At 53.8% G+C, this 26,627-nt stretch carries 21 protein-coding genes; 8 read left to right on the top strand and 13 right to left on the bottom strand.

Annotated features, from left to right (window positions below):
* The first annotated feature begins 82 nt into the window (after positions 1–82).
* On the top strand, positions 83–1,381 hold the full coding sequence (locus J1778_RS02470) for an MFS transporter (protein ID WP_217171839.1): 1,299 nt from the start codon (positions 83–85) through the stop codon (positions 1,379–1,381).
* A 39-nt stretch (positions 1,382–1,420) separates the two neighbouring features.
* Complete coding sequence (locus tag J1778_RS02465; RefSeq protein ID WP_217171838.1) at positions 1,421–4,081, top strand: alpha-L-rhamnosidase; 2,661 nt, start codon at positions 1,421–1,423, stop codon at positions 4,079–4,081.
* Between the two features lie 80 nt (positions 4,082–4,161).
* Here J1778_RS02465 and J1778_RS02460 read toward each other — a convergent pair whose 3' ends face one another.
* The 3 genes from J1778_RS02460 to rstA are packed head-to-tail and all read right to left on the bottom strand — an operon-like array spanning position 4,162 to position 7,698.
* Complete coding sequence (locus J1778_RS02460) at positions 4,162–5,643, bottom strand: carboxypeptidase M32 (protein ID WP_217171837.1); 1,482 nt, start codon at positions 5,641–5,643, stop codon at positions 4,162–4,164.
* A complete protein-coding gene (rstB, locus tag J1778_RS02455) occupies positions 5,627–6,970 on the bottom strand; it encodes a two-component system sensor histidine kinase RstB (RefSeq protein WP_217171836.1) in 1,344 nt (447 codons plus the stop codon). The genes J1778_RS02460 and rstB overlap by 17 nt, the downstream gene beginning before the upstream one ends.
* A complete protein-coding gene (gene rstA / locus J1778_RS02450; protein WP_217171835.1) occupies positions 6,967–7,698 on the bottom strand; it encodes a two-component system response regulator RstA in 732 nt (243 codons plus the stop codon). The genes rstB and rstA overlap by 4 nt, the downstream gene beginning before the upstream one ends.
* A 295-nt stretch (positions 7,699–7,993) precedes the next feature.
* Between rstA and J1778_RS02445 the strand changes: the two genes are divergently transcribed.
* On the top strand, positions 7,994–8,413 hold the full coding sequence (locus J1778_RS02445) for a hypothetical protein (protein WP_217171834.1): 420 nt from the start codon (positions 7,994–7,996) through the stop codon (positions 8,411–8,413).
* Positions 8,414–8,479: 66 nt separating this feature from the next.
* Here the strand turns inward: J1778_RS02445 and J1778_RS02440 are convergent, their stop codons facing one another.
* From J1778_RS02440 to J1778_RS02430, 3 genes are read right to left on the bottom strand one after another with little or no spacing between them, the layout of a single operon-like run.
* The gene (locus tag J1778_RS02440) at positions 8,480–9,715 is read right to left on the bottom strand and encodes a c-type cytochrome (protein WP_217171833.1); all 1,236 of its coding nucleotides are present in this window, start codon (positions 9,713–9,715) and stop codon (positions 8,480–8,482) included.
* Positions 9,712–11,475 carry a GMC family oxidoreductase gene (locus J1778_RS02435; protein WP_217171832.1) on the bottom strand — a complete coding sequence of 588 codons (1,764 nt, stop codon included), beginning with the start codon at positions 11,473–11,475 and terminating at the stop codon, positions 9,712–9,714. Before J1778_RS02435 ends, J1778_RS02440 begins: the two co-directional genes overlap by 4 nt.
* Positions 11,476–11,490: 15 nt before the next feature.
* Positions 11,491–12,240 carry a gluconate 2-dehydrogenase subunit 3 family protein gene (locus J1778_RS02430; protein WP_217171831.1) on the bottom strand — a complete coding sequence of 250 codons (750 nt, stop codon included), beginning with the start codon at positions 12,238–12,240 and terminating at the stop codon, positions 11,491–11,493.
* 469 nt (positions 12,241–12,709) lie between these two features.
* On the opposite strand from J1778_RS02430, the gene J1778_RS02425 reads away from it, so the two are divergent.
* The gene (locus tag J1778_RS02425) at positions 12,710–14,149 is read left to right on the top strand and encodes a YchO/YchP family invasin (RefSeq protein ID WP_420804059.1); all 1,440 of its coding nucleotides are present in this window, start codon (positions 12,710–12,712) and stop codon (positions 14,147–14,149) included.
* A gap of 80 nt (positions 14,150–14,229) precedes the next feature.
* On the opposite strand, the gene narL is transcribed toward J1778_RS02425, so the two are convergent.
* Both narL and narX read right to left on the bottom strand, forming a co-directional pair.
* On the bottom strand, positions 14,230–14,880 hold the full coding sequence (narL, locus tag J1778_RS02420) for a two-component system response regulator NarL (protein WP_217171829.1): 651 nt from the start codon (positions 14,878–14,880) through the stop codon (positions 14,230–14,232).
* Positions 14,877–16,682, bottom strand: coding sequence for a nitrate/nitrite two-component system sensor histidine kinase NarX (narX, locus tag J1778_RS02415; RefSeq protein WP_217171828.1), 1,806 nt, complete (start codon positions 16,680–16,682; stop codon positions 14,877–14,879). Before narX ends, narL begins: the two co-directional genes overlap by 4 nt.
* Positions 16,683–17,040: 358 nt before the next feature.
* Between narX and J1778_RS02410 the strand changes: the two genes are divergently transcribed.
* From J1778_RS02410 to J1778_RS02395, 4 genes are all read left to right on the top strand, one after another.
* Positions 17,041–18,459 (top strand): NarK family nitrate/nitrite MFS transporter, encoded by a 1,419-nt coding sequence (locus J1778_RS02410; RefSeq protein WP_217171827.1) that lies wholly within the window; start codon positions 17,041–17,043, stop codon positions 18,457–18,459.
* 162 nt (positions 18,460–18,621) lie between these two features.
* Positions 18,622–19,602, top strand: coding sequence for an alpha/beta hydrolase (locus J1778_RS02405; RefSeq protein ID WP_217171826.1), 981 nt, complete (start codon positions 18,622–18,624; stop codon positions 19,600–19,602).
* A gap of 48 nt (positions 19,603–19,650) precedes the next feature.
* A complete protein-coding gene (locus J1778_RS02400) occupies positions 19,651–20,580 on the top strand; it encodes a LysR family transcriptional regulator (RefSeq protein ID WP_217171825.1) in 930 nt (309 codons plus the stop codon).
* 89 nt (positions 20,581–20,669) lie between these two features.
* Positions 20,670–21,167 carry a YjjA family protein gene (locus J1778_RS02395; RefSeq protein ID WP_217171824.1) on the top strand — a complete coding sequence of 166 codons (498 nt, stop codon included), beginning with the start codon at positions 20,670–20,672 and terminating at the stop codon, positions 21,165–21,167.
* 355 nt (positions 21,168–21,522) lie between these two features.
* Here J1778_RS02395 and nth read toward each other — a convergent pair whose 3' ends face one another.
* From nth to rsxC, 5 genes are read right to left on the bottom strand one after another with little or no spacing between them, the layout of a single operon-like run.
* Entirely contained in the window at positions 21,523–22,161 is a 639-nt protein-coding gene (gene nth / locus J1778_RS02390; protein WP_217171823.1) for an endonuclease III, read from the bottom strand.
* Complete coding sequence (locus J1778_RS02385; protein WP_217171822.1) at positions 22,154–22,852, bottom strand: electron transport complex subunit E; 699 nt, start codon at positions 22,850–22,852, stop codon at positions 22,154–22,156. Before J1778_RS02385 ends, nth begins: the two co-directional genes overlap by 8 nt.
* Entirely contained in the window at positions 22,845–23,477 is a 633-nt protein-coding gene (gene rsxG, locus J1778_RS02380; RefSeq protein ID WP_120163993.1) for an electron transport complex subunit RsxG, read from the bottom strand. The genes J1778_RS02385 and rsxG overlap by 8 nt, the downstream gene beginning before the upstream one ends.
* Positions 23,478–23,486: 9 nt before the next feature.
* On the bottom strand, positions 23,487–24,539 hold the full coding sequence (gene rsxD / locus J1778_RS02375) for an electron transport complex subunit RsxD (protein WP_217171821.1): 1,053 nt from the start codon (positions 24,537–24,539) through the stop codon (positions 23,487–23,489).
* A complete protein-coding gene (rsxC, locus tag J1778_RS02370; protein WP_217171820.1) occupies positions 24,540–26,627 on the bottom strand; it encodes an electron transport complex subunit RsxC in 2,088 nt (695 codons plus the stop codon).

The following is a 26,627-nucleotide window of genomic DNA, read 5'->3' as shown; positions in this document are numbered from 1 at the left end:
AATATCAAGCCATAATAACAGTAAAAAGAAAGGACCTCTCAAGGATCATTTAATTTCACCTTTACCCCTGAAGGACATTATTATGTCAACCACTAAGCAACCTAATCCCTGGTACGTCGGGGTGGTTTCCGGCATGGCGTCATATATTGATTCAGCCGCCATTGTTTCAAACGGAACTGCTCTGGTTATTTATCAGAAAACGATCGGCACCACTGTCGTTCAGATAGGAATACTTTCCGGAATATTAACACTGAGCATTGCGCTCGGCGCACTGACGGGCGGCAGGCTGGGCGATTGTTACGGCAGACGCAAAGTGTTTATTGCCACAATGATGATGATCATTATCGGCACGGTGTTTCTGGCGTTCGGCGATACTTTTGCACTGCTGCTGGCGGGTACCTTGCTGGTCGGGCTTGCCACCGGTGCAGATTTACCCGTTTCTCTGGCAACCATTGCCGAAGCGGCAACAGACAAAAACCGCGGCAAGATAATCGGACTGTCGAATTTACTGTGGTTCTTAGGAATTGGCAGCACGATGGCAATTTCTGCCGTCGTAGGCGGTTGGGGGCGGCCCGGTGCGCAGATTATGTATCTGCACGTCTGTGCCGTGGCCGTCGTTTTGCTGGCATTGCGCTGGACGATCCCGGAATCCCCATTATGGTTGATCGCAAGAAAGGAAAGGCGCGCGGGTATTGTGACGGTGCGGGCGCAGAAAGCGGCATTTAAAGATCTCATCCACGGGAAATACTTGTGGCCATTTATTGCGCTGTGCCTGTTTTACGCTTTCACCAACCTTGCCGCGAATACCGGTGGTCAGTTCGGCACCTATATCGCGGTAAATGTGGTGGGGATCTCTGTTGAACAAAATTCGCTGTGGAATCTGCTGACTATGCCGGTCGGTGTATTCGCCGGGATAATGTTTATGCGTTTTGTCGACACGCCAAAACGTATTCCCGCATTTATTCTGGGGGCTATTTGTTTCGCGGGCGGTTTCTTCCTGCCGGTATTATTTAATTTCTCACCTGCCTCCTGGTTCTGTTGTCTATTCTTTACTGCTATAGGCAGCGGACTGGCTTTCGAAGGAATCATGAAAGTCTGGTCACAGGAATCGTTCCCAACCATGCTGAGGTCAACGGCGCAAGGTATTATTGTCGCGATTTCCCGGTTGTTATGCGGAGTGCTGGCCTTTATTACTCCGCTGTTACTGGAAGCCGGACCGCAGGTACTTTATACCCTGTTATCCGCAACAGTGGCTTCCGGATTATTAATTGGCTGGATCTGTTTCCACGGCAAACAACGAAACGAATTTAACAGTGAGGCAAGTGTGCTCATAAAAGAAACAACGCCTGAATATCCGTCATCGGCTGTTAAGCAAATCTAGTTAATTAATTCAAAGAAATCACATGAGGAGTCACGAATTATGCTCGCAGTAACCAGACTTACCCTGAATCAGGAGTCCGCATTATCAGGCGTGCAGGAACTTCCTGTATTGGGATGGGAGATTGAAAGCCACAACAGAAACGTCCGGCAAACGGCTTATCGGATCCAGATCAGCCATCAGCAGAGTTTTGATAATGTTCTGCTCCGCGGCGAATGGCAGGAAAGTGAGTGTTCAAATAATGTTCCGTTGATGGAATTAATGCTGACCTCGTCGCAGCATTATTTTATTCGTGTGCAGGTGCGAGATAATTATGGTGAGACCAGTACCTGGAGTTCACCCGCAGAGATGATCTCCGGGGTGCTTTATTCCCATGAATGGCAGGCTGATTTTATTTCTGCCGAAACACCAGCAGAAAAAGACCATTCCGCGGGCACATTACTGCGAAAATCGTTTGTCCTCAACCGTGCGGAAGATATTCAGTCAGCCTTTATTCATGTCAGCGCACTCGGGTTGTATGAATTACATCTTAACGGTCATAAAGTCGGAGAAGATGCCCTGACGCCCGGCTGGACGAGTTATCACAACCATTTACTTTATCAGACCTATAACCTGACAGACCATCTGACAAAAGGTGAAAACGTCATCGGCGCACTATTAGGTGCAGGCTGGTACAAAGGCGATATGGGCTTTAGCCGTCATCGTAATTATTACGGTGAACAAACGGCGTTTATTTCGCAACTGGTCATTAATTATAAAGACGGCTCGCAGGAAGTCGTGGTCAGCGATGAAAGCTGGAAAGGCTATGATTCCGCTATTCTTTTTTCAGAAATTTATGACGGCGAAATTTATGATGCGCGCAGGGAAATTCCCGGCTGGTGCGCGAAAGGTTTCTCAGACGATGCCTGGCGGTCGGTCAGTCGTGTGACGCATGAAAAATCCACGCTGGTCGCGCAGGGAAGTAACACGGTCAGAAAAATGGAAGCCCTTAAACCGCTGCGTCTTATCACCACGCCGCAGGGCGATACTGTGATGGATTTCGGACAGAATCTCAGCGGTTGGGTAGAGTTTAAGGTCCGTGGCAACGCGGGCGACAAAGTGGTGCTCCGCCACTTTGAAGTGCTGGATGCGCAAGGCAATGTCTATCTGGATAACCTGCGTTCAGCCAAGCAGCGTACTGAGTATGTTCTCAAAGGTGAGGGCGAAGAAACCTGGCATCCGCATTTTACCTGGCAGGGATTCCGCTACGTGAAAGTTGAGGAGTATCCGGCACCGCTGGATCTGAATGATTTCACTGCGATTGTTTTGCATTCCGCAATGGAACAAACCGGCTATTTCGCCTGCTCAAATCCTGAGTTAAATCAGTTGCATCACAACATTTTGTGGGGCCTGAAAGGTAACTTTGTCGATGTGCCGACGGACTGCCCGCAGCGTGACGAACGACTGGGCTGGACGGGGGATGCGCAGATTTTTTGCCGCACGGCGAGCTATCTGATGCAAACCCGTAATTTCTTCGCCAAATGGCTGACCGATCTTCGTTATGATCAGACGCCGGAAGGCGGCGTGCCGCACGTAATCCCGGATATTCTTACCGGCTACTGTGGCAAAGACCGTTTGCTGTCGGAAGGCGGAACCCATTCCGCGTCAGCATGGGCGGATGCTGCGGTGATCAATCCGTGGACTATGTACCTGATGTACGGCGATACCAACGTGCTGGAAAATCAGTATGCCAGCATGAAAGGCTGGATTGATTTCATGACTGACCATGCCGAAAACCATATCTGGCGTTACAAATTGCAGTTTGGCGACTGGGTGGCGCTGGACGCCAAAGAGGGCAGTTACTTCGGTGCTACGCCAAACGACCTGACCTGTACGGCGTATTACGCTTACTCCACGCAATTGTTCGCCAAAACCGCCAAAGTGCTGAAACGCGACGCAGACTATAAACATTACCGTGCCTTACATCAGGCGATTGTCGGGCGTTTCCAGGAGGAATTCTTCACACCTTCCGGGCATATGACGGCCAGAACGCAAACCGCTCACATTCTGGCGCTGTATTTCAATCTGGTGCCTGAGGCGTTTCGCCAGAACACGACCGATACGCTGGTTGAATTGCTCGAAGAACACGATGGCCATCTGGTTACCGGTTTTGTCGGTACGCCGTATTTCTGCCATGCACTTAGCCAGAATGGCCGCGTCAAAGAAGCGTGGAATTTACTGCTGAAAGACGATTTTCCGTCATGGTTGTATCAGGTGAAAGCCGGTGCCACCACCATTTGGGAACACTGGGATGGCATTAAACCGGACGGCAGTATGTGGAGTGCCGACATGAATTCCTTCAATCACTATGCTTACGGCGCCGTGGGCGAATGGCTTTATCGTGTGGCCGCGGGAATTGAAGCCGACGAGGAGCAGCCCGGATTCAAGCATTTCATCGTCAAACCGCTGACCGGCGGAGGTCTGAACTGGCTGGAAACCCGCTATCAGTCGGTATACGGCGCAATAGGCGTCCGCTGGGAAGTCAGTGGTCAGGAGGTCAGTCTTTATGTGAATGTTCCGGCAAATACCTCCGCCACGCTGGTGCTGGCGGGCGGTGAAATACTGCTGGAAGCAGATGATGTTGATTTCATCCGCAACGCAGAAGGGTATACCGCAGAGGTTGGCTCAGGTGAATACCGGCTGAAATATCAGGTAGCGGGTTAAATGAGTCAATGAGTAAAAACACCTCCCCGTTAAGAGGAGGTGTTTTTTATGAGTAATTTTCAGAAGAACTTTCAGATGAATTACAGATAGCGACTTTCGAGATGCGCGCGGAAGAACGCCGGGTTTAGCGTTTCGCCCGTGGCATTTTTGATCAGCTGATCAGTCGAGAAGCGGCTGCCGTGTTGCCAGATATTTTGCTGCAACCACTGGAACAACGCCGTCAGGTCGCCGCGTACGATATCGTCCTGCAACGTTGGGATCGCTTTATTGGCCGTCTGGAACAGCTGCGCGGCATACATGGCACCCAGCGTATACGTCGGGAAATAACCAAATCCGCCGTCGGTCCAGTGAATGTCCTGCATACAACCGTCGCGGTAGTTGCCGACGGTATTGATGCCCAGATATTCCTTCATCTTACTGTTCCACAAGGCCGGAATATCGTCGACTTCAATTTCGCCTTCCATCAGTGCTTTTTCGATTTCATAACGTAAAATCACGTGAGCCGGATAGCTCAGTTCATCGGCATCCACGCGGATGAAACCGGGCTGGACGCGCTGGTTCAGCTTCATGAAGTTGCTTTCATCCAGACCTTCGCGGTGACCGAATTGCTCGATAACCAGCGGATAAACAGACTTCAGGAAGGGTTCACTGCAACCTAATTGCATTTCAAACAGCAGACTCTGGGATTCATGAACGCCCATTGAGCGCGCGTTAGACACCGGCTGACCGAGCCATTCTTTCGGCAGATTCTGCTCATAACGCGCGTGACCCGTTTCATGGATCACACCCATCATGGCGCTGAGGAATTCATCTTCGTTATACCGCGTGGTGATGCGCACATCCTGCGGCACGCCGCCACAGAACGGATGCGCGCTGACATCCAGACGACCGGCACCAAAGTTAAAGCCCAGACGTGCCATCACTTTCAGTCCGAGCTGGCGCTGTTTTTCGATGTCAAACGGACCTTGTGGTGCGATGCGGGTTTCAGATTTTTGCTTTTCGACCACCGTCTGCAACAAATCCGGCAACCAGGTTTTCAAATCGCCAAACAATACGTCGAGTTTCTGCGAGGTCATACCCGGTTCGTACAAATCGAGCAGGGCATCGTAGCGGCTGATGCCAGCAGCTTCTGAACGCAACTGCGCTTCCTGACGGCTCAGTTTCACCACGTCTTTCAGGTTATCAGCGAAACCTTCCCAGTCATTGCTTTTACGCTGAATGCGCCATGCTTGCTCGCAACGTGCGCCGGCCAGTGATTTTGCCTGCACCAGACTTTCCGGCAGCAGCGCGGCCTGCTGGTAATGACGACGCATCTCACGCAGGTTTGCCTGCTCCACGTCGTTAAGCTGTTCGCCGCTTGCCTGCTCCAGCCATTCACCTACCTGTTTCGCGGTGAGGATCTGATGCGTCAGCACGCTCAGTTCCGCCAGTGCTTCCGAGCGGGCTTGTCCGCCTTCAGGTGGCATCATGGCGGCGGCGTCCCAGCCTGCAATAGCCGATAAGTGGCCAAAGCGGGAGAGGCGGGCGAAGGTGTCATGTAGTTTTTTATAGGCGATGGTCATTGTGGCTCCCTTCCTGATTTTCATTATTAGGCTGTTCAACAGCCAGATTAAATGTCGGTTTTACCGGCCAGCTGAAACGCAGACTGGCGCCGCCTAGCGGGCTGCTGTCAACGGCGATACGCCCCTGATAGGCCACGGCGATGGAATGGACGATGGCCAGCCCCAGCCCGCAGCCGCCGGTAGCGCGATCGCGGCTTGGGTCGAGACGCACGAACGGTTCGAAGATCCGCTGGCGTTCTTCCGGCGGAATGCCCGGCCCGTCGTCTTCGACTTGCAGGCTGGCCAGTTCACCGTCCAGCCACAGGCTGACGCGCAGGGCTTCCTGCGAATAACGCAGCCCGTTATTGACCAGATTATCCAGTACGCGTTCCATCAGACGTAAATCCACGCCGCCGAAATCGCTGTTTTGCGGCGCGTGGTAAAGTATCGTGCGCTCGGTGATCATGCGGAAATCATCGACTTTGTCTTCAAGCCATTCTGCCAGATTCACTTTTTCCAGATTCAGCGTCACCTGTGGCCGGTCAAGGCGCGCATACGTCAGCAGTTCATCGATCAGCGCTTCAAGCTGCCCGATATCCCGGTTGATGGCGTTTTGCTCCGCCTCGGGTAAATTTTCACTGATTGCCAGCCGGTAACGCAGGCGAACCAGCGGTGTGCGAAGTTCATGCGCGATGCCGTCGATCAGCAGCTTTTTACTGGCTACCAGCGTGCTGATGTTGTCTGCCATCTGATTAAACGCCACGCCCAGACGGTTCAGGCTGGAGGTCGAATCAAAATCAATGCGCTCGTCAAGATGCCCGTTACCGAGGCGCAGCGCCGAGTTTTCCAGACGCAGCAAATCCTGCCAGTGCGGACGCATCCACAGGAAGACGGGTAAGGCGAGCGACAGGCCGATGAACATCAGCAGAACGAGGTCAAGCACACGCATTTCGTGCATGTAAAACAGATACGGGATCGGCCCGACCACCAGCACGTAATGGCTGCGCGGCACCCGCTGGATAAACGTATATTCATCATCAAGCGCGACAATTTCGCCGTCTTTCAGGCGCTGATCGAGCAGCGGCGAGAGTTTGCGTTTACCGAGGGGTTCAATGTGCAGTTTGAAAGACAGATTCAGATCCAGCGTATTGATGGTCTTATTCCAGTCTTTAATCGGGATTTCCCTGAGCTCACTGCGCATTAAATAGAGCGAACTTTTCATCAGATCGTTCATGGACTGCCGGCCTGTTTTCTCAGCGGTCACTTTATAGACCAGCCCCACCAGCATCGCCATGACCATAAAGCACACCAGCAGCAACAAAAAGAACTGGATGAAAAGCTTTTTCATTCCTGCAGAGACTCCCAGGCGTTAGGGGCAAACAGATAGCCTTTGTTACGCACAGTTTTAATGCGGAAGGGCTCAAGAGTGTTGTCATATAACTTGCGGCGCAGGCGGGAAATCGCCACGTCGATGCTGCGATCCAGTCCGTCATAGCTGACGCCACGCAGGTTTTTCAGCAAGGCTTCGCGGTCCATAATGCGACCAGCATGTGTCGCCAGTTCCCACAGCAAATCAAAGTCGGAAGTGGAAAGCACAATAGTTTCATCAACCAGCGTAACTTCGCGGTTAACCGGATCGATACAAAGCTGTCCAAAGTGCAGGGCATTGCCACTTTTCAGGGTCTGAACCGGCTGCTCGTTTTGAATTGTCTGCGCCGGACTCTGGCGTAAATGCAGACGCAAACGCGCCAGAAGCACGGCCGGTGGTGTGGTTTTCAGAATGTAATCGTTAGCGCCCATTTCCAGCGATAAAATGTGGTTCATGTCGCTGTCGAGCGAGGTCAGCAACACGATTGGCCCCGGAAATATCGGCCGTAAATCGCGGCACAACGTCATGCCGTCTTTGCCGGGAAGCATGATGTCCAGCAGGACAAGATCGGGTTTTTCCTTCTCAATACGTGCCTGCGCCGTATCGCCACGCGGCTCTACCATAACATCGATATCGTGTTTACCCAGATAGGCGGCGATCAGGTTGCCGACTTCTACATCATCTTCTACAAAAACGATTTTATTCATTGGCTTGCTGCTTTAAGAAATCCGGTGATTAGGATAGCGTGACCCAGCTGGCGGCGCCATCCTGCTAGCGTAATAGAACATGTCAGTTTTGCGGCGTAAATTCCATCTCCGCGAAATACTTTCGATAAATTCTGAAATGATAAATTCTGTCTGCTCAGGCAATAATTGCTCAAACTTAAGCACCCGAACCGACTGGCAAAGTATCCGTGAATTATGCCATTATATAGGCGAATATCTTCATCGTTATACATTGATTGAATAATTGATTAGCCCTGACCAGGAAGAGGAATAGGGGATGAATGAAAACCGCCTGGTACCTGATGCGCGCAGTCAAAAAGCGTCCTTTGACTATATGGAATATTTGTCCGCATCCTGCAAAAAGAAATGGAGCTTTGTTGACGCGATTTACGGCGTGATGCCTTTCTTCGGCATGGTACTGAAATCCCGTTCTAAAAAAGAAAATTCCCGGCAGGAAGCCTTACGCGCACTGGCTTTACAGGTGGTTTCCACGCAGGTCAGCGATGAAACCAATATCGTCCGCCTGATTGAACTGGCCGGGCAGCAAAATATGTACAGCATTGATATCAACCTGCCGTACTCGCTGACCGAAGAACAGCTCACTGCCATTAAAGTGGAATGCAAACATCTGGTGCAATTAAGCCAGAATAATGATCATCTGTTAGTTCAGATTATGCAAATGCCTTCCCGACACTGATTTTCTGTGATGCTTGCATAAAGAAAGGCCGCTTGCGCGGCCTTTGTCATTTCAATCGTTTCCTGCTTATTTCTTTAGTTCTGCACGCAGGTCTTTCACGTCTGAGGCTGACACCGGCGAGGCGGCATTTCCCCAGCTGTTACGGATATACGTCAGTACGTTAGCCACATCGGCGTCGCTCATATTGGCATCAAACGAAGGCATAGACGGCGCCGTCGGTTTGCTGTCGGTTCCGACCGGACGGCTGCCCGTCAGCACCACGCGGATAAGCGATGTGGCGTCAGGCTGATTGATGAGCGCTGAATCGGCCAGCCGCGGGAACAATCCTTCCTGACCTTTGCCGTCAGGCGTATGACACGCGGAACAACGGTCAGCATAGATGTGCTTCCCGGTCATCATGGCGTTATCTTCCGCTTTCACCGGCGCCGGAGCTTTATTTCCGCTGTCGTGACCGCTGTCTTTAAGATAAACCGCCACGGCCTTGAGATCCGCATCCGTCCAGTGTTGTGAAGAATTTGTCACTTCTTCAGCCATCGGGCCTGACGCCATATCGAAGCGGTTAGAACCGGTCTTAAGATATTGCATCAGATCTTCCTGCGTCCAGTTGCCGATACCCGTGTGCTTGTTGGTGGTGATGTCCGGCGCGACCCAGTTTTCAACCACAGCGCCTTGCAGGAATTCGCTGTCCTTGTCACCGCCGATCATATTTTTCGGCGTATGACAGGTTCCGCAGTGCCCCAGGCCTTCAACAATATAAGCGCCGCGATTCCATTCGGCAGACTTATCCATCTGCGGTTTAAATTCGCCTTTGTTGAAGTTCAGCCAGTTCCAGCCCATCAGGCTGGTACGCACGTTGAACGGGAACGGCAGCTGGTTGGTTTCGACTTCGTGATGCACCGGTTGCAGGGTTTGCAGATAAGCCCAGATGGCGGCGTTATCTTCACGGGTGACTTTGGTGTACGCCGTGAAAGGCATCGCGCCGTACAGACGTTTCCCGCCGTGACCGATACCTTCGGACATCGCGCGCTGGAAGTCGTCGAAGCTCCATTTACCGATACCTGTTTCCGGATCCGGCGTGATATTTGCGCCGACCAGACGGCCAAACGGCGTTTCAATCGGCACGCCACCGGCGAAAGGTTTGGCATCCGGCGTCGGGGCGGTATGACAGGCCGCGCAGTCGCCCACGGTGGCCAGATAACGCCCGCGTTCCACCTGTTCGAAGGAGCCGTCGCCCGCGGCATGCGCCAGACCGGAAACGCTCAGTGCCAGTAATCCGAGTGAGAATGACGTTAACTTTTTCATGCGATCATCTCTCCCGGTTTTTTCAGATAGAAGTTACGGATGGCATAGGCGGCTTTAAACGCCAGCGCGCCCACGGTGCCGGTCGGGTTGTAACCCGGGTTTTGCGGGAAGGCCGAAGCGCCGACCACAAACAGGTTAGGCACATCCCAGACTTGCAGGTGTTTGTTGACTGAGCTGGTGGAAGGATCCGCGCCCATCACAAAACCGCCGACCACGTGTGAGGACTGATACGGCGTACCGTTCCAGTGGCCTTTCATCGGGTTAGCAACCAGCTGGCGCGGGTTCATCGCCTTGGCGATTTCAGCGACTTTACCGGTGCAATAGGCGGCCATTTTCAGGTCGTTTTCCGGGAAGTCGAAGGTCACACGCAGCAGCGGACGGCCCAGGCGATCCTTGTAGTTCGGATCAAGCGACAGATAGTTGGTTTTGGTGGTGTAGCTGCTGGCTTCACAACCGATCGACATTGAGCTGAGGTAGTTGTCTGCCGTGGCTTTTTTCCACTCGGAACCCCACTTTGGCGTTCCCGGCGGAACCGGGCGGTAACCGATTGGCGCACCACCGATCGGCGTGACGCGGATACTGCCGCCGCCGAAGAAGCCCAGACCGCTGTGGTCAAAGTTGTCGTTGTTAAAATCATCAATACCCATACCGACCGCGCCTGCGCCGATGAACGGGTTGAAGTTTTTGTCATCAAAGAACAGCTGCACGCTGTTGGCGGTCTGATAAGCATAATTACGACCGGTGGTGCCACTTAAGGTGACCGGGTCGTATGGTTTGCCGATACCGGAAAGCAGCATCAGACGCACGTTTTCAAAGGTGAAAGCGCTGACAATCACCAGATCTGCCGGCTGTTCCCACTCATCACCGGAAGAGTCGATGTAGACCACACCGGTGGCGCGTTTGCCTGTGGAATCGGTCAGCACCTGCATCACTTCACAGTTGGTGCGCGCTTCGAAATTCTCTTTGCGGATAAGCGCCGGTAACACGGTGGTGATGGCGCTGGCTTTCGAATAGTTTGCGCAGCCGTAGTTGGTGCAGAAACCGCAGTACGTACACGGCCCCATTTTCACGCCGAGCGGGTTGGTGTAAGGTTCGGAAATCAGCGAAGAGGGCACCGGGAAAGCCTTGTAGCCCATATTGCGCGCGGCTTCAGCAAACAGCGTCGGGCCATAAGGCTGATCCATCGGGCGGGTTGGGTACTCAATCGATCGCATCCCTTCATACGGGTTACCGCCGTCATGATGTTCGCCTTTCACATTGCTGGCTTTACCGGAAACACCGGCAAGGCGTTCGAAAGAGGCATAGTGCGGTTCCATCTCTTCCCAGTCGGTGCCCCAGTCCTGCAGAACCAGTTCTTCCGGGATAGCATTCGCGCCATAACGTTCGGTCAGATGGCTTTTCAGCCGGAATTCATCGGGCTGGAAACGGAAGGTGATCCCCGCCCAGTGGTTGCCTGCGCCGCCGGTGCCGTTGCCCGGGTGGAAAGAACCCCATTCGCGCATTGGCAGGGCGGTTTGTGCCGGATTGTTACGGATAGTGATGGTGTTCTGGCGGGTACGCAGCATCAGTTCCTGACGGCTGTTGTAACGCAATTCGTCAGTGACGGTCGCCACGTTGAAATCACGGGCAGTATCGCGCCACGGACCGCGCTCAATCGCCACTACGTTGAGGCCTTCGTCGCATAATTCATTGGCGATGATCGAACCGGCCCAGCCGAGCCCGATAACCACCACGTCGGTTTTAGGTAATTTCTTTGCCATAATGTTGTTCTGCCCTTAGCTTTTCATTTTCCATGCGTCGCCGCCCGAAATACTCAGCGGTTCCAGATCGAGTTTCTGGTTATGTTTGCCGACATATTCGCGGTAGTCGTAGCGTGCGCCAGGAAAGCCCAGCATTTTCCACGACACCATATTGCGGTTACCGCCATAAATGGGATCGGCGAAGAAACCTTCCATGGTGTTTTTCAGCGCAATGGCGAAGAACAGTTTGGAATCGATCCCATCGAGAGCTATTTTTCCGTTTTCCAGACCGGACAGAATTTGGTCCTGCTGGTCACCGGGCAGGTCTTTGAACAACTTCTGGTGCTGAGACTGGGTATATTTATCCAGTGCGGCAAGGCCCAGACGGTAACGTTGCTGGGGAACCAGCGGAGACTGATCGCCTTGCTCCGGCGTGCCTTCCTGGAAAGGGCCTTCCATATACAGACGGGCGTAGGTGCCGTAGAAACCAGCCAGCTGGCGGTCAATAAACACAGCGCAGCCGGCTTCTTTGCCGCCGACGCTCAGATTATCGGCAGGTACCAGCCGGTCAACGATGGCTTCCATTGCGGCGGCTTCTGCATCGGTGAAGAACGCCCAGCCATCGATGTCAATTTGCGGTGGGGGACTCGCATCGAAGGGGCTCCACACGGGCGTACCTTTGAGCGTGACTGCGTTTGCGGCTTTGGCTGCGCCCAATACCGCTGAGGCTGCCGTGAACGAGAGAATCTGCCGGCGTGTTACACCGGGCAATGTTTTTTTGCTCATTTATGTTCCCTGTTTTTTAGAAGGGCTATGTGTTGCAACAACTGGCTATAAATGACGCTGATCCCGCGTATTAAACATCTGCGGGTCACAACTCCATTCTGATTTCAGATACGCTCTGCAAAAGCAGTCGGGTGGCATCAGAAATCGTTAACCTGCTAAGGATAAATGAAAACAGACTGTAAAGATAAATGGTTAGTGTGTTAAAAATGTTATGAAATGTGTGTGAATTGATTCTTTCGATGTAATTTTAGAAGAAATTTTGTGATCTGATGACAATTCATCCATGTATTCATCAAGGAAATGAATTCAAATGATTTCACTTAAGGAGAAGGGGTGTGTGACCTTTTGTGGCATGAAGGTTGAATTATGCTGCTTGTGAGGTAAGATCAAATCTTACTAACAAAATGTGTAAGGCATGACAAACGTCACAGATTTTTTTTCTGATTTATTGAAGCGTTACGCAGTCCCTGTGATATTCGCAGGAGGAACTGCTCTCTATGCTGTAAGCGCCAGTGCGCTGACGGCAGACCCTGCCGAATACGGCGGCCTCAGCTATAACCTCACCGGTTTCCTGCCCGCCAGCGATAATCATTCAACATTTAACACCGGCGCTGCGCCGCAGACTAATGCTCTGCCAAGTCTGGGCAGCCAGTACATTAAAAATGATACCGGCCCGAGTGCTACTGAAAAACAGCTGGCGACCACCCTGAAAGAACTGGGTACCACGACCAGTGACAGCGACGATCCGCTGCGTGTGCAGGCCGAAACACTGGCACTGAGTCAGGCTGCTAAACTGGTTCAGAAAGAAACCAGCAGCTTACTTTCGCCGCTGGGCACAGTCAGTACAACGCTGGATATGACCGGTCATAATCTTGATGGCAGTTCCGGTCAGCTTTTCAGCCCGTTATACAATTCTGAAAACAATCTGGTCTACAGTCAGATCGGTCTGCAAAGCGCAACTGATGCTACGGTCGGTAATTTCGGGTTGGGTCAGCGTTTTAATACCGGCCCGTGGATGCTGGGTTACAACGCTTTTGTCGATAATGATTTTGACCATCAGCTGACGCGGGGCAGTCTTGGCGCAGAGGCCTGGACAGATTATCTGCGATTCTCGACCAACTATTATCAGCCGTTTTCCTCCTGGAAAGCCGACAGCAGCTCGTCAACGCAGTTGCGCCGTCAGGCCCGCGGTTATGACATCTCCACCAAAGGTTATTTGCCGTTTTATCGCCAGCTGGGCGCGTCGCTCAGTTACGAGCAGTATTTTGGTGATCAGGTCGATTTATTCGGTAACGGAACGCGCCAGAGCAATCCGTCGGCGGTTTCGTTCGGGCTCAATTACACGCCGGTGCCGCTGGTGACAGTCATGGCAGAGCATCAGGCGGGGCAGGACGGCGATAATCAGGATCTGGTTAAACTGACGCTGAACTACCGGCTGGGCGTGCCGCTGGCTCAGCAGTTGTCATCGCAAAATGTGGCGGCAGCGAGATCGCTGCGCGGCAGCCGGATGGATATGGTCGATCGCAATAATATGCCGGTCATGGAGTTTAAGCAGCGCAAAACGTTATCGGTATTTTTAGCCACGCCGCCGTGGTCATTACAGCCGGGCGAAACTGTGCCGCTCAAACTGCAATTACGCGCGGTGAATTCAGTTGTGGCACTAAGCTGGCAGGGTGACACGCAGGCACTCAGCCTGACGCCACCGGCGAATAACCGTAACCCTGATGGCTGGAGTGTGATTGTACCGCAATGGGATAACTCGCCGGGCGCGACCAACAGTTACCGGCTTTCCGTCACGGTCGAAGACAGTAAATCGCAGAAAGTGACATCCAACTGGATTACGCTCAATGTCTCTCCGCCGCTGACCGCACAACCGCAGTATGGTGACGACGCGGGGCTGAATTTCTAGCTAAAGCAGAAAGGCGATTTGTTTTACTCCTCCCCCTGCGAAGAGGGAGGTTGGGAGGGGGTTTTAAAGGCTGACGACTGTCAAAGCACGTTACTCTGCAATACCCACACTGCGGCTTCGACGCGGGATTTTAACTTCATTTTTTTCAGCAGATGTTTGACGTGAACTTTCACCGTGCTTTCGGTGATGTTCAAACGGCGGGCGATCATCTTATTCGGCAAACCTTCTGCAATCAGTTTGATGATGTCGCGCTCGCGCGGGGTCAGGGACTGAATATCGCGGTCACCGCTCGGACGGCTTTCCCGCAGGCTGGCAGCCAGCACCGGCGTCAGGGCTTCGCTTAACACCATTTTCCCCGCCGCGGCGTTGTGCAACGCGGTCAGCAAATCCTCCGGCTCCATATCTTTCAGTAAATATCCGTCCGCGCCGCGTTTGAGTGCCGTTACGACGTCATCCTCATGATTGGAGACGCTGAACACCACAATCCGGCCGGAAAGCGAGGTCTGGCGCATACTGTCGAGCGTATCGAGGCCGTTCATGCCCGGCATGTTCAGATCAAGCAAGATCAGGTCGGGATCGAGCTTTTTGGCCAGTTCCACTCCCTGTTCGCCGTTGCTGGCTTCGCCAATCACCTTCAGGCTGGTATCCAGCGCAATCAGCTGTTTGACGCCATTACGCAGCATCGGATGATCGTCAATCAGCAAAATAGTGGAAGGGTTCATGTCGTTCATACTTGCTCCTGGGGATTAATGGGCAGGGCTTCCGGACGAAAACGGACTGTTACTTCTGTGCCGCCGTCCGGGCGTCGGGCAACCCGACATTTACCGTGTAAGATACTGGCGCGATCCTGCATGATGATCAGGCCATAATGATTTTGTCGTTCGACATTCGGGGAAATACCTTCGCCGTCATCACAAATACGCAGCGTGATCTCACCGTTGACGCAATGCAGTGAAAGCGAAACCTGCGTGGCGTTGGCGTGCTTATACACATTGTTGAGTGCTTCACGGGCGATATGCAGCAGGTGAATGCCCTGATTCGCTGGCACGGAACGCGGCGGGATCTGGTAATCAAAATCTATCGTCAGTCCCATACGGCGTGAGAATTCATCCACAGTATGTTGCAGCGCTGCCCGCAGTCCGGGGGTATTGAGCATCAGGCGGAACGTGGTCAGTAATTCGCGCAACTGGCGGTAAGCCGTACTCAGTTCATCGCGCATTTGTTGCAGCAGATTCTGGTCTTCTTCGCTAAAAGCACCGGCGTGCATTTGCAGACAGGCGACCTGAATTTTCAGGCAAGAAAGCGACTGCGCCAGCGAATCGTGCAGCTCGCGGGCAATTGCCGAACGTTCTTCCATCAGCATCAGCTGTTGCTGATGTTCGGCCTGACGCGCCAGCATCAGCGTGCTGGTGAGTTGCTCAAGCAGCGTGCTCACCAGCTGTTGCTGAGCGTCATTCAGATTTTCACCCGGCGGCAGTTGCGCCAGTAACACGCCGTAATTTTCACGCTCATCACGCAGACTCCAGCTCAGGGACTCGCTGGCATCATCGGTATGTTCGTCTTCTTCGGGGCCGCGTGGCGGGCGGGCTGATGCGTGACTTGATTCGTTAAATCCCCCGGCATTAAACACGTCGGCACTGTTATTTTCGTACTGACGCAATTGCACGCCGCTCAGGGGCGTCAGCGATTGTAATTCTTTCAATACCGGTTCCATTCGTGCTTCAAGCGGCTCGCTGGTGTGAAGCTGGCGGCTCACACGGTACAGGTAATCCAGCATCTGATTTTTCTGCTGTAGATCGGCGGTTTTCTCTGCCACACGCTGCGCCAGATTATCAACCATTTCCGCCAGCGCCAGAGACATGATGTTCAGCGAATCGCCGAGAATATCCATTTCATTATGTGCATCACCCCTGGCGACCCGGTTACGCTGATAACGATGGCTGAAATCACCGGCGGTGATGGCACTGGCCTGCGAAAGCAGACTTCTCCACGGAAACAGCAGATGACGGCGCAAAAACCAGATAGTCAGCGCAAGAAGAAGAAGCGTCACAGCGACCAGACCGCGCTGGATAAGCGAAATCTGCTGTAAATGGTATTCCGTTTTATGTTCCAGTTCGGCGACCAGCACATCAAGCTGACCCACGAAGACAGCAATATTGGCAGACACATCCTGCGGATGTCTGGCGGTCAGAATTTGATCCCGCAGCGTTGTCTGCCAGTAATTGCGCAGCGCCTGGAACTGCGGTTGCAGATTTTCGCGCTCAACCGCCTGCAGCAGATCGGCACTGTTCTGATCGGCTTCAATCTGGCGAATATACGCGGTGTTTTTCCCTTCGAGCGGCACTTCAGACAACAACCGGTAGCTTTGCATGCGCAGCGAACCGGCTTTATTAATCGCGTGGGCATTGCCTTCGATACTTCCCGCCATCCACGCTGCCATACTCATTCCGCCAATACCCAGCAGGCCAAGCAGCAACATCAGTAATGTTGTCTGGCTGACCAGCGAAAGAGAAGGCAGAACACGTTTAAGCATGAAGAGAATTCCTGGAATTTATCGGGATGTTGAAAAGTGTGGATCGTCACAGTCTTGTACCGAGTGGGCATTTTTTATGATCAGAGTGAGTTTCCCTATACCTCTTTATGATTACTCCTTTATTTCCATTTGGGACTAACCGGTAAAAATGGGGCAGGGAACTCTTTATCAACTTTATGAATATTAGCAGTTTATTAGAAAATCGCCGAATACTCATAAAGGATTTGTGGTCATTTTCAGGCCATGATCCACCTGCTGTTGCGTTGATTTGCATCAACATCAGGAGGCGGGGCTCTACCTAGTGTGTGCGACATAACTTAATCATTACAACAACAATGCGTTGCCACCCGAGGTACACATGTCACATACATCAGCGTCACCGGCGGAAAAACCGTCCCGCCTTTTGCAGGACTGGCGTCCGGAAGATCCGGAATTTTGGGAAAAGACCGGGCATAAAGTGGCCAGCCGAAACTTGTGGATTTCTGTTCCCTGTTTGCTGCTGGGTTTCTGTGTCTGGATGCTGTTCAGCCTGGTTTCTGTCAATCTGAACAAAGTCGGTTTTAACTTCACCACCGATCAGCTGTTTATGCTGACAGCTATCCCGTCAGTCTCCGGCGCACTGTTGCGCGTACCTTACTCCTTTATGATCCCGCTGTTTGGCGGCCGTCGCTGGACAGCAATCAGCACCGTCTTCCTGATCCTGCCGTGTGCATGGCTGGGCTTTGCGGTGCAGGATACCAGCACGTCTTACAACGTCTTCCTGATCATCGCGCTGTTGTGCGGCTTCGGTGGCGCAAACTTCGCCTCGAGCATGTCCAACATCAGCTTCTTCTTCCCGAAAGCGAAGCAGGGTGGCGCACTGGGTATTAATGGCGGTCTGGGAAATCTGGGCGTGAGCGTGATGCAACTGGTTGCTCCGCTGGTGATTTCCCTTGGCGTTTTCGCGGCGTTCAGTGACAAACAAACGCTGGCGAACGGTTCAGACATGTGGCTGCAAAATGCGGCGTGGATCTGGGTACCTTTCCTGCTGATCGGTACGATTGCAGCCTGGTTCGGCATGAATGACCTGGCGTCTTCCAAAGCGTCAATCCGCCAGCAGTTACCGGTGCTGAAGCGCGGCCATTTGTGGATCATGAGCGTGTTGTACCTGGCGACTTTCGGCTCATTTATCGGCTTCTCCGCTGGTTTTGCCATGCTGACCAAAACCCAGTTCCCGGACGTTAACATTCTGCAATTCGCTTTCTTCGGTCCGTTCTTCGGTGCGCTGGCGCGTTCTGCGGGTGGCATGTTATCTGACCGTCTCGGCGGTATCCGCGTAACGCTGGTGAACTACATTGTGATGGCTATTTTCGCGGGCCTGCTGTTCCTGACCCTGCCGGTTGGCGGCGTCGGCGGCAACTTCCCGGCATTCTTCGCGGTATTCATGGTGCTGTTCCTGACGGCCGGTCTGGGCAGTGGTTCCACCTACCAGATGATTGCGGTGATCTTCCGTAAACTGACCACCGATCAGGCTAAAGCCCGCGGTGCAAGTGATGATGATGCATTGCGTGAAGCCGTCACGGATACTGCTGCGGCGCTCGGTTTTATCTCTTCAATCGGCGCGATTGGCGGGTTCTTTATTCCTAAAGCGTTCGGTACTTCACTGGCGATGACCGGTTCACCGGCCGGTGCGATGAAAGTCTTCCTGGTGTTTTACGTGGTTTGTGCGCTGATCACCTGGCTGGTGTACTGGCGCAAACTGAACCAGGGTTTTGCGACCAAACAAAGCAAAAAATAATCGCAACTGCATAACGGAAGGGGCTTCGGCCCCTTTTTTGTATTCTGGTCAACATGGAATACTGAACCTAATCAGGTATAAGGCATAACGATAGAGACTATTTAAAACCGGTGTATGGCGTTATAAATAACGGGATAAATCAATTCTCAGAGGGATCCCGCAATGAAAACAGTCCACCTTGTTGACCCCGAACTGCGCCCGTTACTGGCAGATATGCCGGAGCGTGTGCTTGAAAACTCCGTTTTGCCCGCCATGCGCGAGCAGCGTCAGAAGGCCGCGCTGGAAAGTCTGTCACAGGATGACGCACTGCCGGTGACGGTGACTCAACATCACATTCCCGGTGTCGAAGATGCGCCGGCGGTGCGTGTGGCGGTGATTTCGCCGCAACACCAACGCAAAGGGCGGATGGGTATCCTGCACATTCACGGTGGCGGTTATGTGCTGGGCAGTCCGGAACAGTCGATGCCGCTCACGCGTCCGACGGCGGCACAGCAGGATTGTGTAATTGTCTCGGTGGATTATCGTCTGGCGCCTGAAACGCCATTCCCCGGCCCGCTTGAAGACTGCTATGCCGCGCTGGTCTGGATGGCAGAACAGGCGCAGGAACTGGGTATCGATCCTGCGCATATTGGCGTGATGGGCGACAGCGCCGGCGCGGGTCTGGCGGCGTCACTGGCATTGCTGACCCGCGACCGTGGTGGCCCAAAGCTGGCGTTTCAGAATCTGATGTACCCGATGCTCGACGACCGTACCGTCACCGATCCCAACCCTAATCCCGTCACCGGCGAGTTCTCGTGGACGCGTGAGGACAACCGTTTTGGCTGGCAGGCGTATCTCGGGCATGAAGCGGGGTTGCCGGAAATTTCCTGCTACGCTGCTGCTGCCCGCGCGGAAGATCCTGGCGGATTACCTCCGGCCTGGATTGGTGTCGGCTCGATAGATTTATTCCTCGATGAAAATATTGAGTATGCCCGCCGGTTAATCCGCGCCGGCGTGCCGGTAGAATTCAGCATCTATCCGGGGGGATTCCACGGCTTCAACGGCGATCCGGCGTATGCTTTGGCCCGCCGCGCCCGTAAACAGCGTCAGGATGCCTTAGCCGGTTTTAATCCGCTGCGTCATACCCATGACTTTGGCTTATAATAGGCAACACTCAATCAGGCAAAACAACCGGCTGAATCAGACTCTAAATTGGATATCAAACAACTTATCTATCTGTGTAACCTCGAACGCGAACGGCATTTTGGCAGGGCGGCGGAAGCCAGCTTTGTCAGCCAGCCGACGCTTTCGATGCGTCTCAAGAACCTCGAAAAAGAACTCGACCTCAATCTGATCAATCGCGGTAATAACTTTGAAGGTTTTACCGCTGAAGGATTGCGCGTTCTGAGCTGGGCACGTGAAATCGTCGCTGTCTATGAAGGCCTGAAACTGGAAGTCGAATCGCTGAAACAGGGTATGAGCGGTACATTACGTATCGGCGTCATGCCACAATGCAGCGTCTCGCTGGCACAGCTGATCAAAGCCGTCAGCGAAGCGCATCCGGGGCTGGATTACCGGGTTTCAGAAGTCAGTGCCGATCAACTGATTGAAGCGCTGAGCAGTCATTCGGTAGATGTGGGGATCGGTTTTTTCGAGTTTTCGACGCTCAATGAACTGCGTTTCCAGCTGGTGCCGCTCGACGACGGCGGCGTTGACGTGGTGTATCACCCGGACCATTTCCCGCAATTGCAGGACATTGAACGGATGACCGCTGAACAGGCAGTGACATTGCCGTTATGTCTGTCTGAACCAAGCCGCTATTTCCGCCGTTATCTGGACAATTTCTTCCGTCAGTCCGGGCTGGAATTGCATCCGACGCTGGAAAGCACCTCGATTTTTCAGCTGATGCAGGGCGTGTTTGTCGGCATCGGTTGTGCGCTGGTTCCGCGCGGGCATCTTATCGACGAAATGCATCCTGCGCTGAAACGTTGTCCGCTGGATATCACGCCGATGAGCCGCCACGCCGCGCTGGTGGTCGCCGAAGGGGGAAGGGCAACGCCGCTGGCTCAGCACTTTTTCACGGCAGCAGGTGTCTGGCTGGCGCAGCAGGCGCTCAACAAGTCGCCGCCGGCAGCGCAATAAAGACGTTCTGTCCGGTATTCCTATTGATGTAATGAATATTTAAGCCCAAGATTTGCCGCAATACTTATGTAAAATGGATGGAGTAAGACATGAAAAATATGAAAGCGGTTGTTCTGGCGATGGCCTCTGCGGGTATGTTGCTTTCAGCAGGCGCACAGGCATCGAATAATCTTCTGGGACAACTGCAGCAGGCTGCCAGCGACGGACTGAATGGCACCAGCAGCAAAACCGGTTCTACCGGCACCACGTCTTCTCTCACCTCGCTGCTCAGCGGTGGAGACAGCGCACTGACCTCGACCAGCGCGAACAACGTCGCTGGTGTATTGCAGTATTGTGTGAAGAACAATGTGCTTTCCAAAGCCAGCACTGAAAACGTCAAAGATCAGCTTCTTAATAAACTGGGCATTGAGACAGCAGCGGGTGCTGAAAGTCAGGATTACCAGCAAGGGCTGGGCGGTTTACTGAAAACCGGTAAAGATCAGAGTGTAGACCTGAACAATCTCGGCAGCGGGCTGACGCAGGTAAAAGAGAAAGTGAAAACTAAAGCGTGTGATGTGGTACTGAAGCAGGCGAAATCATTTATTTGATTTTGACTTTCTCCTCCCCCTGCGAAGAGGGAGGTCAGGAGGGGATTTAGCAGATAAAACAGCAGTCAAAGCAAACTTTAACTCTTTGATTTTTATTCAATACCCCACCCCAGCCCTCCCCTTCGCAGGGGAGGGAGCAGACCGAGCCATCCTTACCTTGCCAATCGACATTTCTAAAAGATAAATTCCTTCTGCTTTTGAATTTAAGATCCTGCGGGCGATTCAGAAAGCTTGCTGAATGAGAGGTTGCAGACCATAGGCTGCAATCCCGAAATGAAGGCACCGCGCAGCGGCAAGATTTCCAGCCTGTCGGTGTGGTTGCTGAAACATGGCCAGCGCGCGGATCACGTCCCTTTCACTCCGCATAAACCTTCTCTTTACTCTCACACAAATCCTCAATCAGGCAACTCCCGCACCGCGGCTTGCGCGCAATACAGGTATAGCGACCATGCAGGATCAGCCAGTGATGACAATCGAGTTTGAACTCGGCCGGAACCACTTTCAGTAATTTCTCTTCGACGTCATCGACGGTTTTCCCCGGTGCAAACTTCGTCCGGTTACATACGCGGAAAATGTGTGTATCCACGGCAATCGTCGGCCAGCCAAAAGCGGTGTTCAGTACCACGTTGGCCGTTTTACGGCCGACGCCCGGCAGGGCTTCAAGAGCGGCGCGGTCTTCCGGCACTTCACCGTTGTGCTTTTCCAGCAGGATACGACAGGTTTTAATCACATTTTCGGCTTTAGAATTGAACAGGCCAATGGTCTTGATGTATTCCTTCACGCCGTCAACGCCGAGCGCCAGAATGGATTCAGGGGTATTGGCGACCGGATACAACTTTGCCGTGGCCTTGTTCACGCTGACATCCGTGGCCTGCGCGGAAAGCAGAACCGAAATCAACAGCTCGAACGGGGTGGTGTACACCAGTTCGGTCGTCGGATGCGGGTTGTTGTCACGCAAACGGCTGAGAATTTCGACACGCTTTTCCTTATTCATGAACACTTCCCTTTGGCAGAGTTTCTTCAGCCGAGACATGCTGCACGGCTTTGCGCGCTTTCATGCGCTGATCAATCAGGTATTTGGCGGCCAGCAACAGGCCGAGGCCGATAAACGCGCCCGGCGGCAACATCGCCAGCAGGAACGGATTATCCAGATGCAGCACTTCGACGCGCAGCACTTTCGCCCAGCTGCCGAGCAGCAGGTCTGCGCCGTTAAACAGCACGCCGCTGCCGAGAATTTCACGCATTGAACCGAGCACGAACATCGCACAGGTTGCGCCCAGACCGGTCATGGCACCGTCAAGAGCCGCCAGATGGACAGGGCTGCTGGCGGCGCAGGCTTCGGCGCGACCGACAACAATACAGTTGGTGACGATAAGCGGAATAAAGATCCCCAGCGCCTGATAAAGGCCGAATGCGTAAGCGTTGATCAGCATCTGCACGGTACTCACCACCGAGGCGATAATCAGTACGTAAATCGGGATGCGGATTTCATCCGGGATCCACTTACGGAACGCGGAAATCATCGCGTTGGTACAGGTTAGCACCAGCGTGGTTGCCAGCCCTAAACCGAGGGCGTTGGTGGCGGTGGACGTCACGGCCAGCAGCGGACAAAGTCCCAGCAGCTGCACCAGCGAGGAGTTATTGGTCCACAGACCCTGAACAATTATCTTTTTGGCTTCACTCATCACGGGCTCCACAAGGGGTGAGGTGGGAAAGCTGAGACGGTACCGTCCCGATAAATAATGCTGTGCGTTTTACCGAACGCACAACGGCGCGCGGCGTGATCGTCGCACCGGTAAACTGATCAAACATACCGCCATCTTTCTTCACCGCCCAGCGTTCGTCGGTCGGACCGTTAATAGTCTGATTGGCGAAATGCTTAATCCAGTCGGAAATGCGCACTTCAATTTTGTCACCCAGCCCCGGCGTTTCATGCTGTTCCAGCACGCGGGAACCGTAAACTTTGCCATGAAAATCTGCTGCCACCAGCAACTGAATCGCACCGGAATAGCCGTCAGGTGCGGTGGTTTCCACCACGGCTGCCACCGGCTGACCGTTTTTACGCGCGAGATACATGCGGTGCGGGGTGGCGGTACCCAGGGATTCATCGGTGACGTTGTAACATTCGTTCTGCATGTCGTTATCGTAGACGCTGGCTGGGATCACCTGATCAAACAGCGATTTCTGCTGTAACAGCGCCTGATGTTCAATCGTCGGTTTGGTCATCAGATTGACCAAGGCCGTCATGCCAGTCATCAGTGCGCCAAAGAAAGCCAGGATCAGGCCGTGGCGTCGCATTGTAGCTAACATATTTGTTCCTCAGCGATGCCCGTAAACACGTGGTTGTGTGTAGTGATCAATCAATGGCACGGTGATATTCGCCAGTAAAACCGCAAAGGCGATGCCATCCGGATAACCGCCGTAGCTGCGGATGAGCCATACCAGTAAACCAATCAATGCGCCGAAAATCAGGCGGCCTTTCGGCGTGGTAGACGCGGTGACCGGATCGGTGGCGATAAAGAACGCACCCAGCATGGTTGCGCCGGAGAACAGCCCGACCAGTGGTGAGGAATAGCTTTCTGGTGCCAGACCCCACGCAATGCCTGCGCAAAATGCCAGCATACCTAACATGGCCACCGGAATGTGCCAGCTGATGATTTTGCGCCACATCAGGAACAGGCCACCGGCCAGAAAACCGAGGTTAATCCACTGCCAGCCCAGACCGGCCAGCGTGCCGCTGAACAACGGCGTACCGAGGATCTGATCGGCAGTATGGCCGGAACGCAGACCGGTTTTAAACGCATCCAGCGGTGTCGCCTGCGTCACGCCATCGACGTTCATATTCAGCTGATACGCGGTAAGATCCTGACTGTTGTGACCGGCGAAAATGGTCAGCAGCGTATCAGTGAACCCGACGTGATGGTGCTGTAAAACATCCGGCGGCAGCCAGGTCGTCATCTGCACCGGGAAAGAAATCAGCAGCACCACATAGCCGACCATCGCCGGGTTAAAGGGATTCTGTCCAAGACCGCCGTAAAGCTGTTTGGCAATGATGATGGCGAAAATTGTCCCGAGCACTACCATCCACCACGGCCCCAGCGGCGGCAGACTGACGCCCAGCAAAACAGCAGTCAGCAGGGCGCTGTTATCACCCAGACGTTTTTTTACCGGCTGTTTGCGCAGCTGCAATACTGCGCCTTCCGCCAGCAGGGCAATCACGATAGCCAGCGTCAGCTGAACCAGCGTGCCGTAACCGAAAAACCAGACCTGAGCGATCAGGCCGGGAATACACGCCAGGATCACCATCATCATGATGGTGCTGGTGTTCTGGCGGTTATGTGTAAAGGGTGAACTTGCGATCCTGAAGGCCATCTATTCCTCGTTCGACATGGTCTGAGCGGCTTTACGGGCCTTAACTCGGGCGATCGCAGCAGCCACAGCGGCTTTACGTGGATCGCTTTCTTGTTGTGATGTTTCTTTTTCTTCCGGCTCTGCGTCCTGCGCTTCACTGAGTGCAGCGGCTTTTTTGGCTTTAGCACGGGCAATAGCAGCGGCGACGGCGGCCTTGCGCTTGTCGTCCGCGGAAGGCTCGGCAGGTGACGCTGTCACGTTTTCTTCGCCATTTGCAGGTTGTGCCGCAGCGGCCTTTTTGGCTTTCACACGCGCAATTGCAGCGGCGACAGCAGCTTTGCGATCATCCTCTGCCGGCGCCTGCGGGGTAACGGCCAGTTCGCTGTCTTTCGCTTCGACCACAACGCCGCTGTTTCCGGCTTTCTTCGCTTTCACGCGGGCGATAGCCGCAGCCACGGCAGCTTTGCGGTCGTCTTCCCCAGAAGGCGGAGTCTCAGGCACCGGCTCAGAAGCCACCGGGATTTCCTGCTCAGCGGCGGCTTTCTTCGCTTTCGCACGAGCAATGGCTGCGGCCAGCGCGGCTTTACGCGGATCGGCGTCGGCTGCGTGGACCGGCGCTTCGGTTGCGGGAGCTTCGTCCAGTTTTACCGCTGCTTTCTGGTGTTTCTCTTCACGCGCTAATTTCTCGCGTTCCATACGCGCCTGTTTAGCTTCAAAGCGTGCTTTGGCTTCGGTGGCGCGGGCAGTCTCTGCATCAATGGCGCGGATTTCGGCCTTTTCCTGACGGTAATACTGCACCAGCGGAATGTTGCTCGGGCAGACGTATGCACAGGCGCCGCATTCGATACAGTCGAACAGATTATGCTTACGCGCTTTCTCGTGTTCTTCGCCTTTGCTGAACCAGTAAAGCTGTTGCGGCAGTAATCCGGCCGGACAGGATTCGGCGCACAGGCTGCAACGGATACAGGCTTCTTCCGGCTCCGGCTGACCGAGTTCGGACTCAGAAGGTGCCAGCAGACAGTTAGAAATTTTGACCACAGGCACATTGAGCGACGGCAGGGTAAAGCCCATCAGCGGGCCGCCCATAATCACCATCTTTTTGTCGCCTTGCGGTTGCAACACGCCTTCACGCATCAGATGTTCAATCGGTGTGCCCAGTCGTGCCCAGACGTTGCCCGGTTTTGCCATCGCTTCGCCGGTCAGCGTCACCACGCGTTCAATCAGCGGTTCGCTGTTAATAATTGCGCGTTTGATGGCAAATACGGTACCGACGTTTTGCATCAGCACGCCGATGGACGACGAGTGGTGGCCTTTCGGCACTTCGAGGCCGGTCAGGATTTTAGTCAGCTGCTTTGCGCCACCGGAAGGGTATTTGGTCGGGATCACCCGCAGTTCAATGCGCACGCCTTCGGCCTGTTCGGCTTTAATGGCATTTTTAAAGGCGGTAATGGCTTCCGGTTTGTTGTCTTCAATACCGATCAGCACGCGTTCCGGTTGCAGCATGTGGCAGAGAATGCGCGTGCCTTCAAGGATTTCCGCCGCATGTTCCTGCATCAGCCGGTCATCGGCGGTGATGTAAGGCTCACATTCAGCAGCGTTGAGGATAAGTGTGCGGGTAGACGTCAGGCCGCCAGCCAGTTTGCTGGCCGTCGGGAAACCTGCGCCGCCCAGCCCGGCAATACCGGCCTGACTGATGCGCTGGTTCAGTTCATCGGCAGAAAGCTGGCGATAATCGGCAATAAATTCACGCTCACACCAGGTGTCCTGGCCGTCGGCGTCGATCAACACGCAGAGTTCTTTCAGGCCGGAAGGGTGCGCGGTAATGTGCGGCTCGATGGCGGTGATCACACCGGACGTCGGCGCATGTACCGGCACGGTGCGGCCACGGCCTGTGGTCAGCGGCTGACCTTTCAGAACGCGGTCGCCGGCTTTTACGCACAGCTCGCCTTCAGGGCCAAGATGTTGCTGCAAAGGAATGATAAAGCGCTCAGGCAGCGGCACGTTGCGCAGCGGAACGTGGCTCGACTGAGTCTTCATTTCCGGCGGATGAATACCGCCATCGAAGTCCCAGACTTTGTCTTTTTTGAGCGCGGCAAACAGATTAAACAT

Source organism: Rahnella bonaserana (assembly GCF_019049675.1).
GTDB classification, from domain to species: domain Bacteria; phylum Pseudomonadota; class Gammaproteobacteria; order Enterobacterales; family Enterobacteriaceae; genus Rahnella; species Rahnella bonaserana.
The sequence above is the reverse complement of the archived record's forward strand: the minus strand, read 5'-3'. Positions and strand labels throughout refer to the sequence as shown.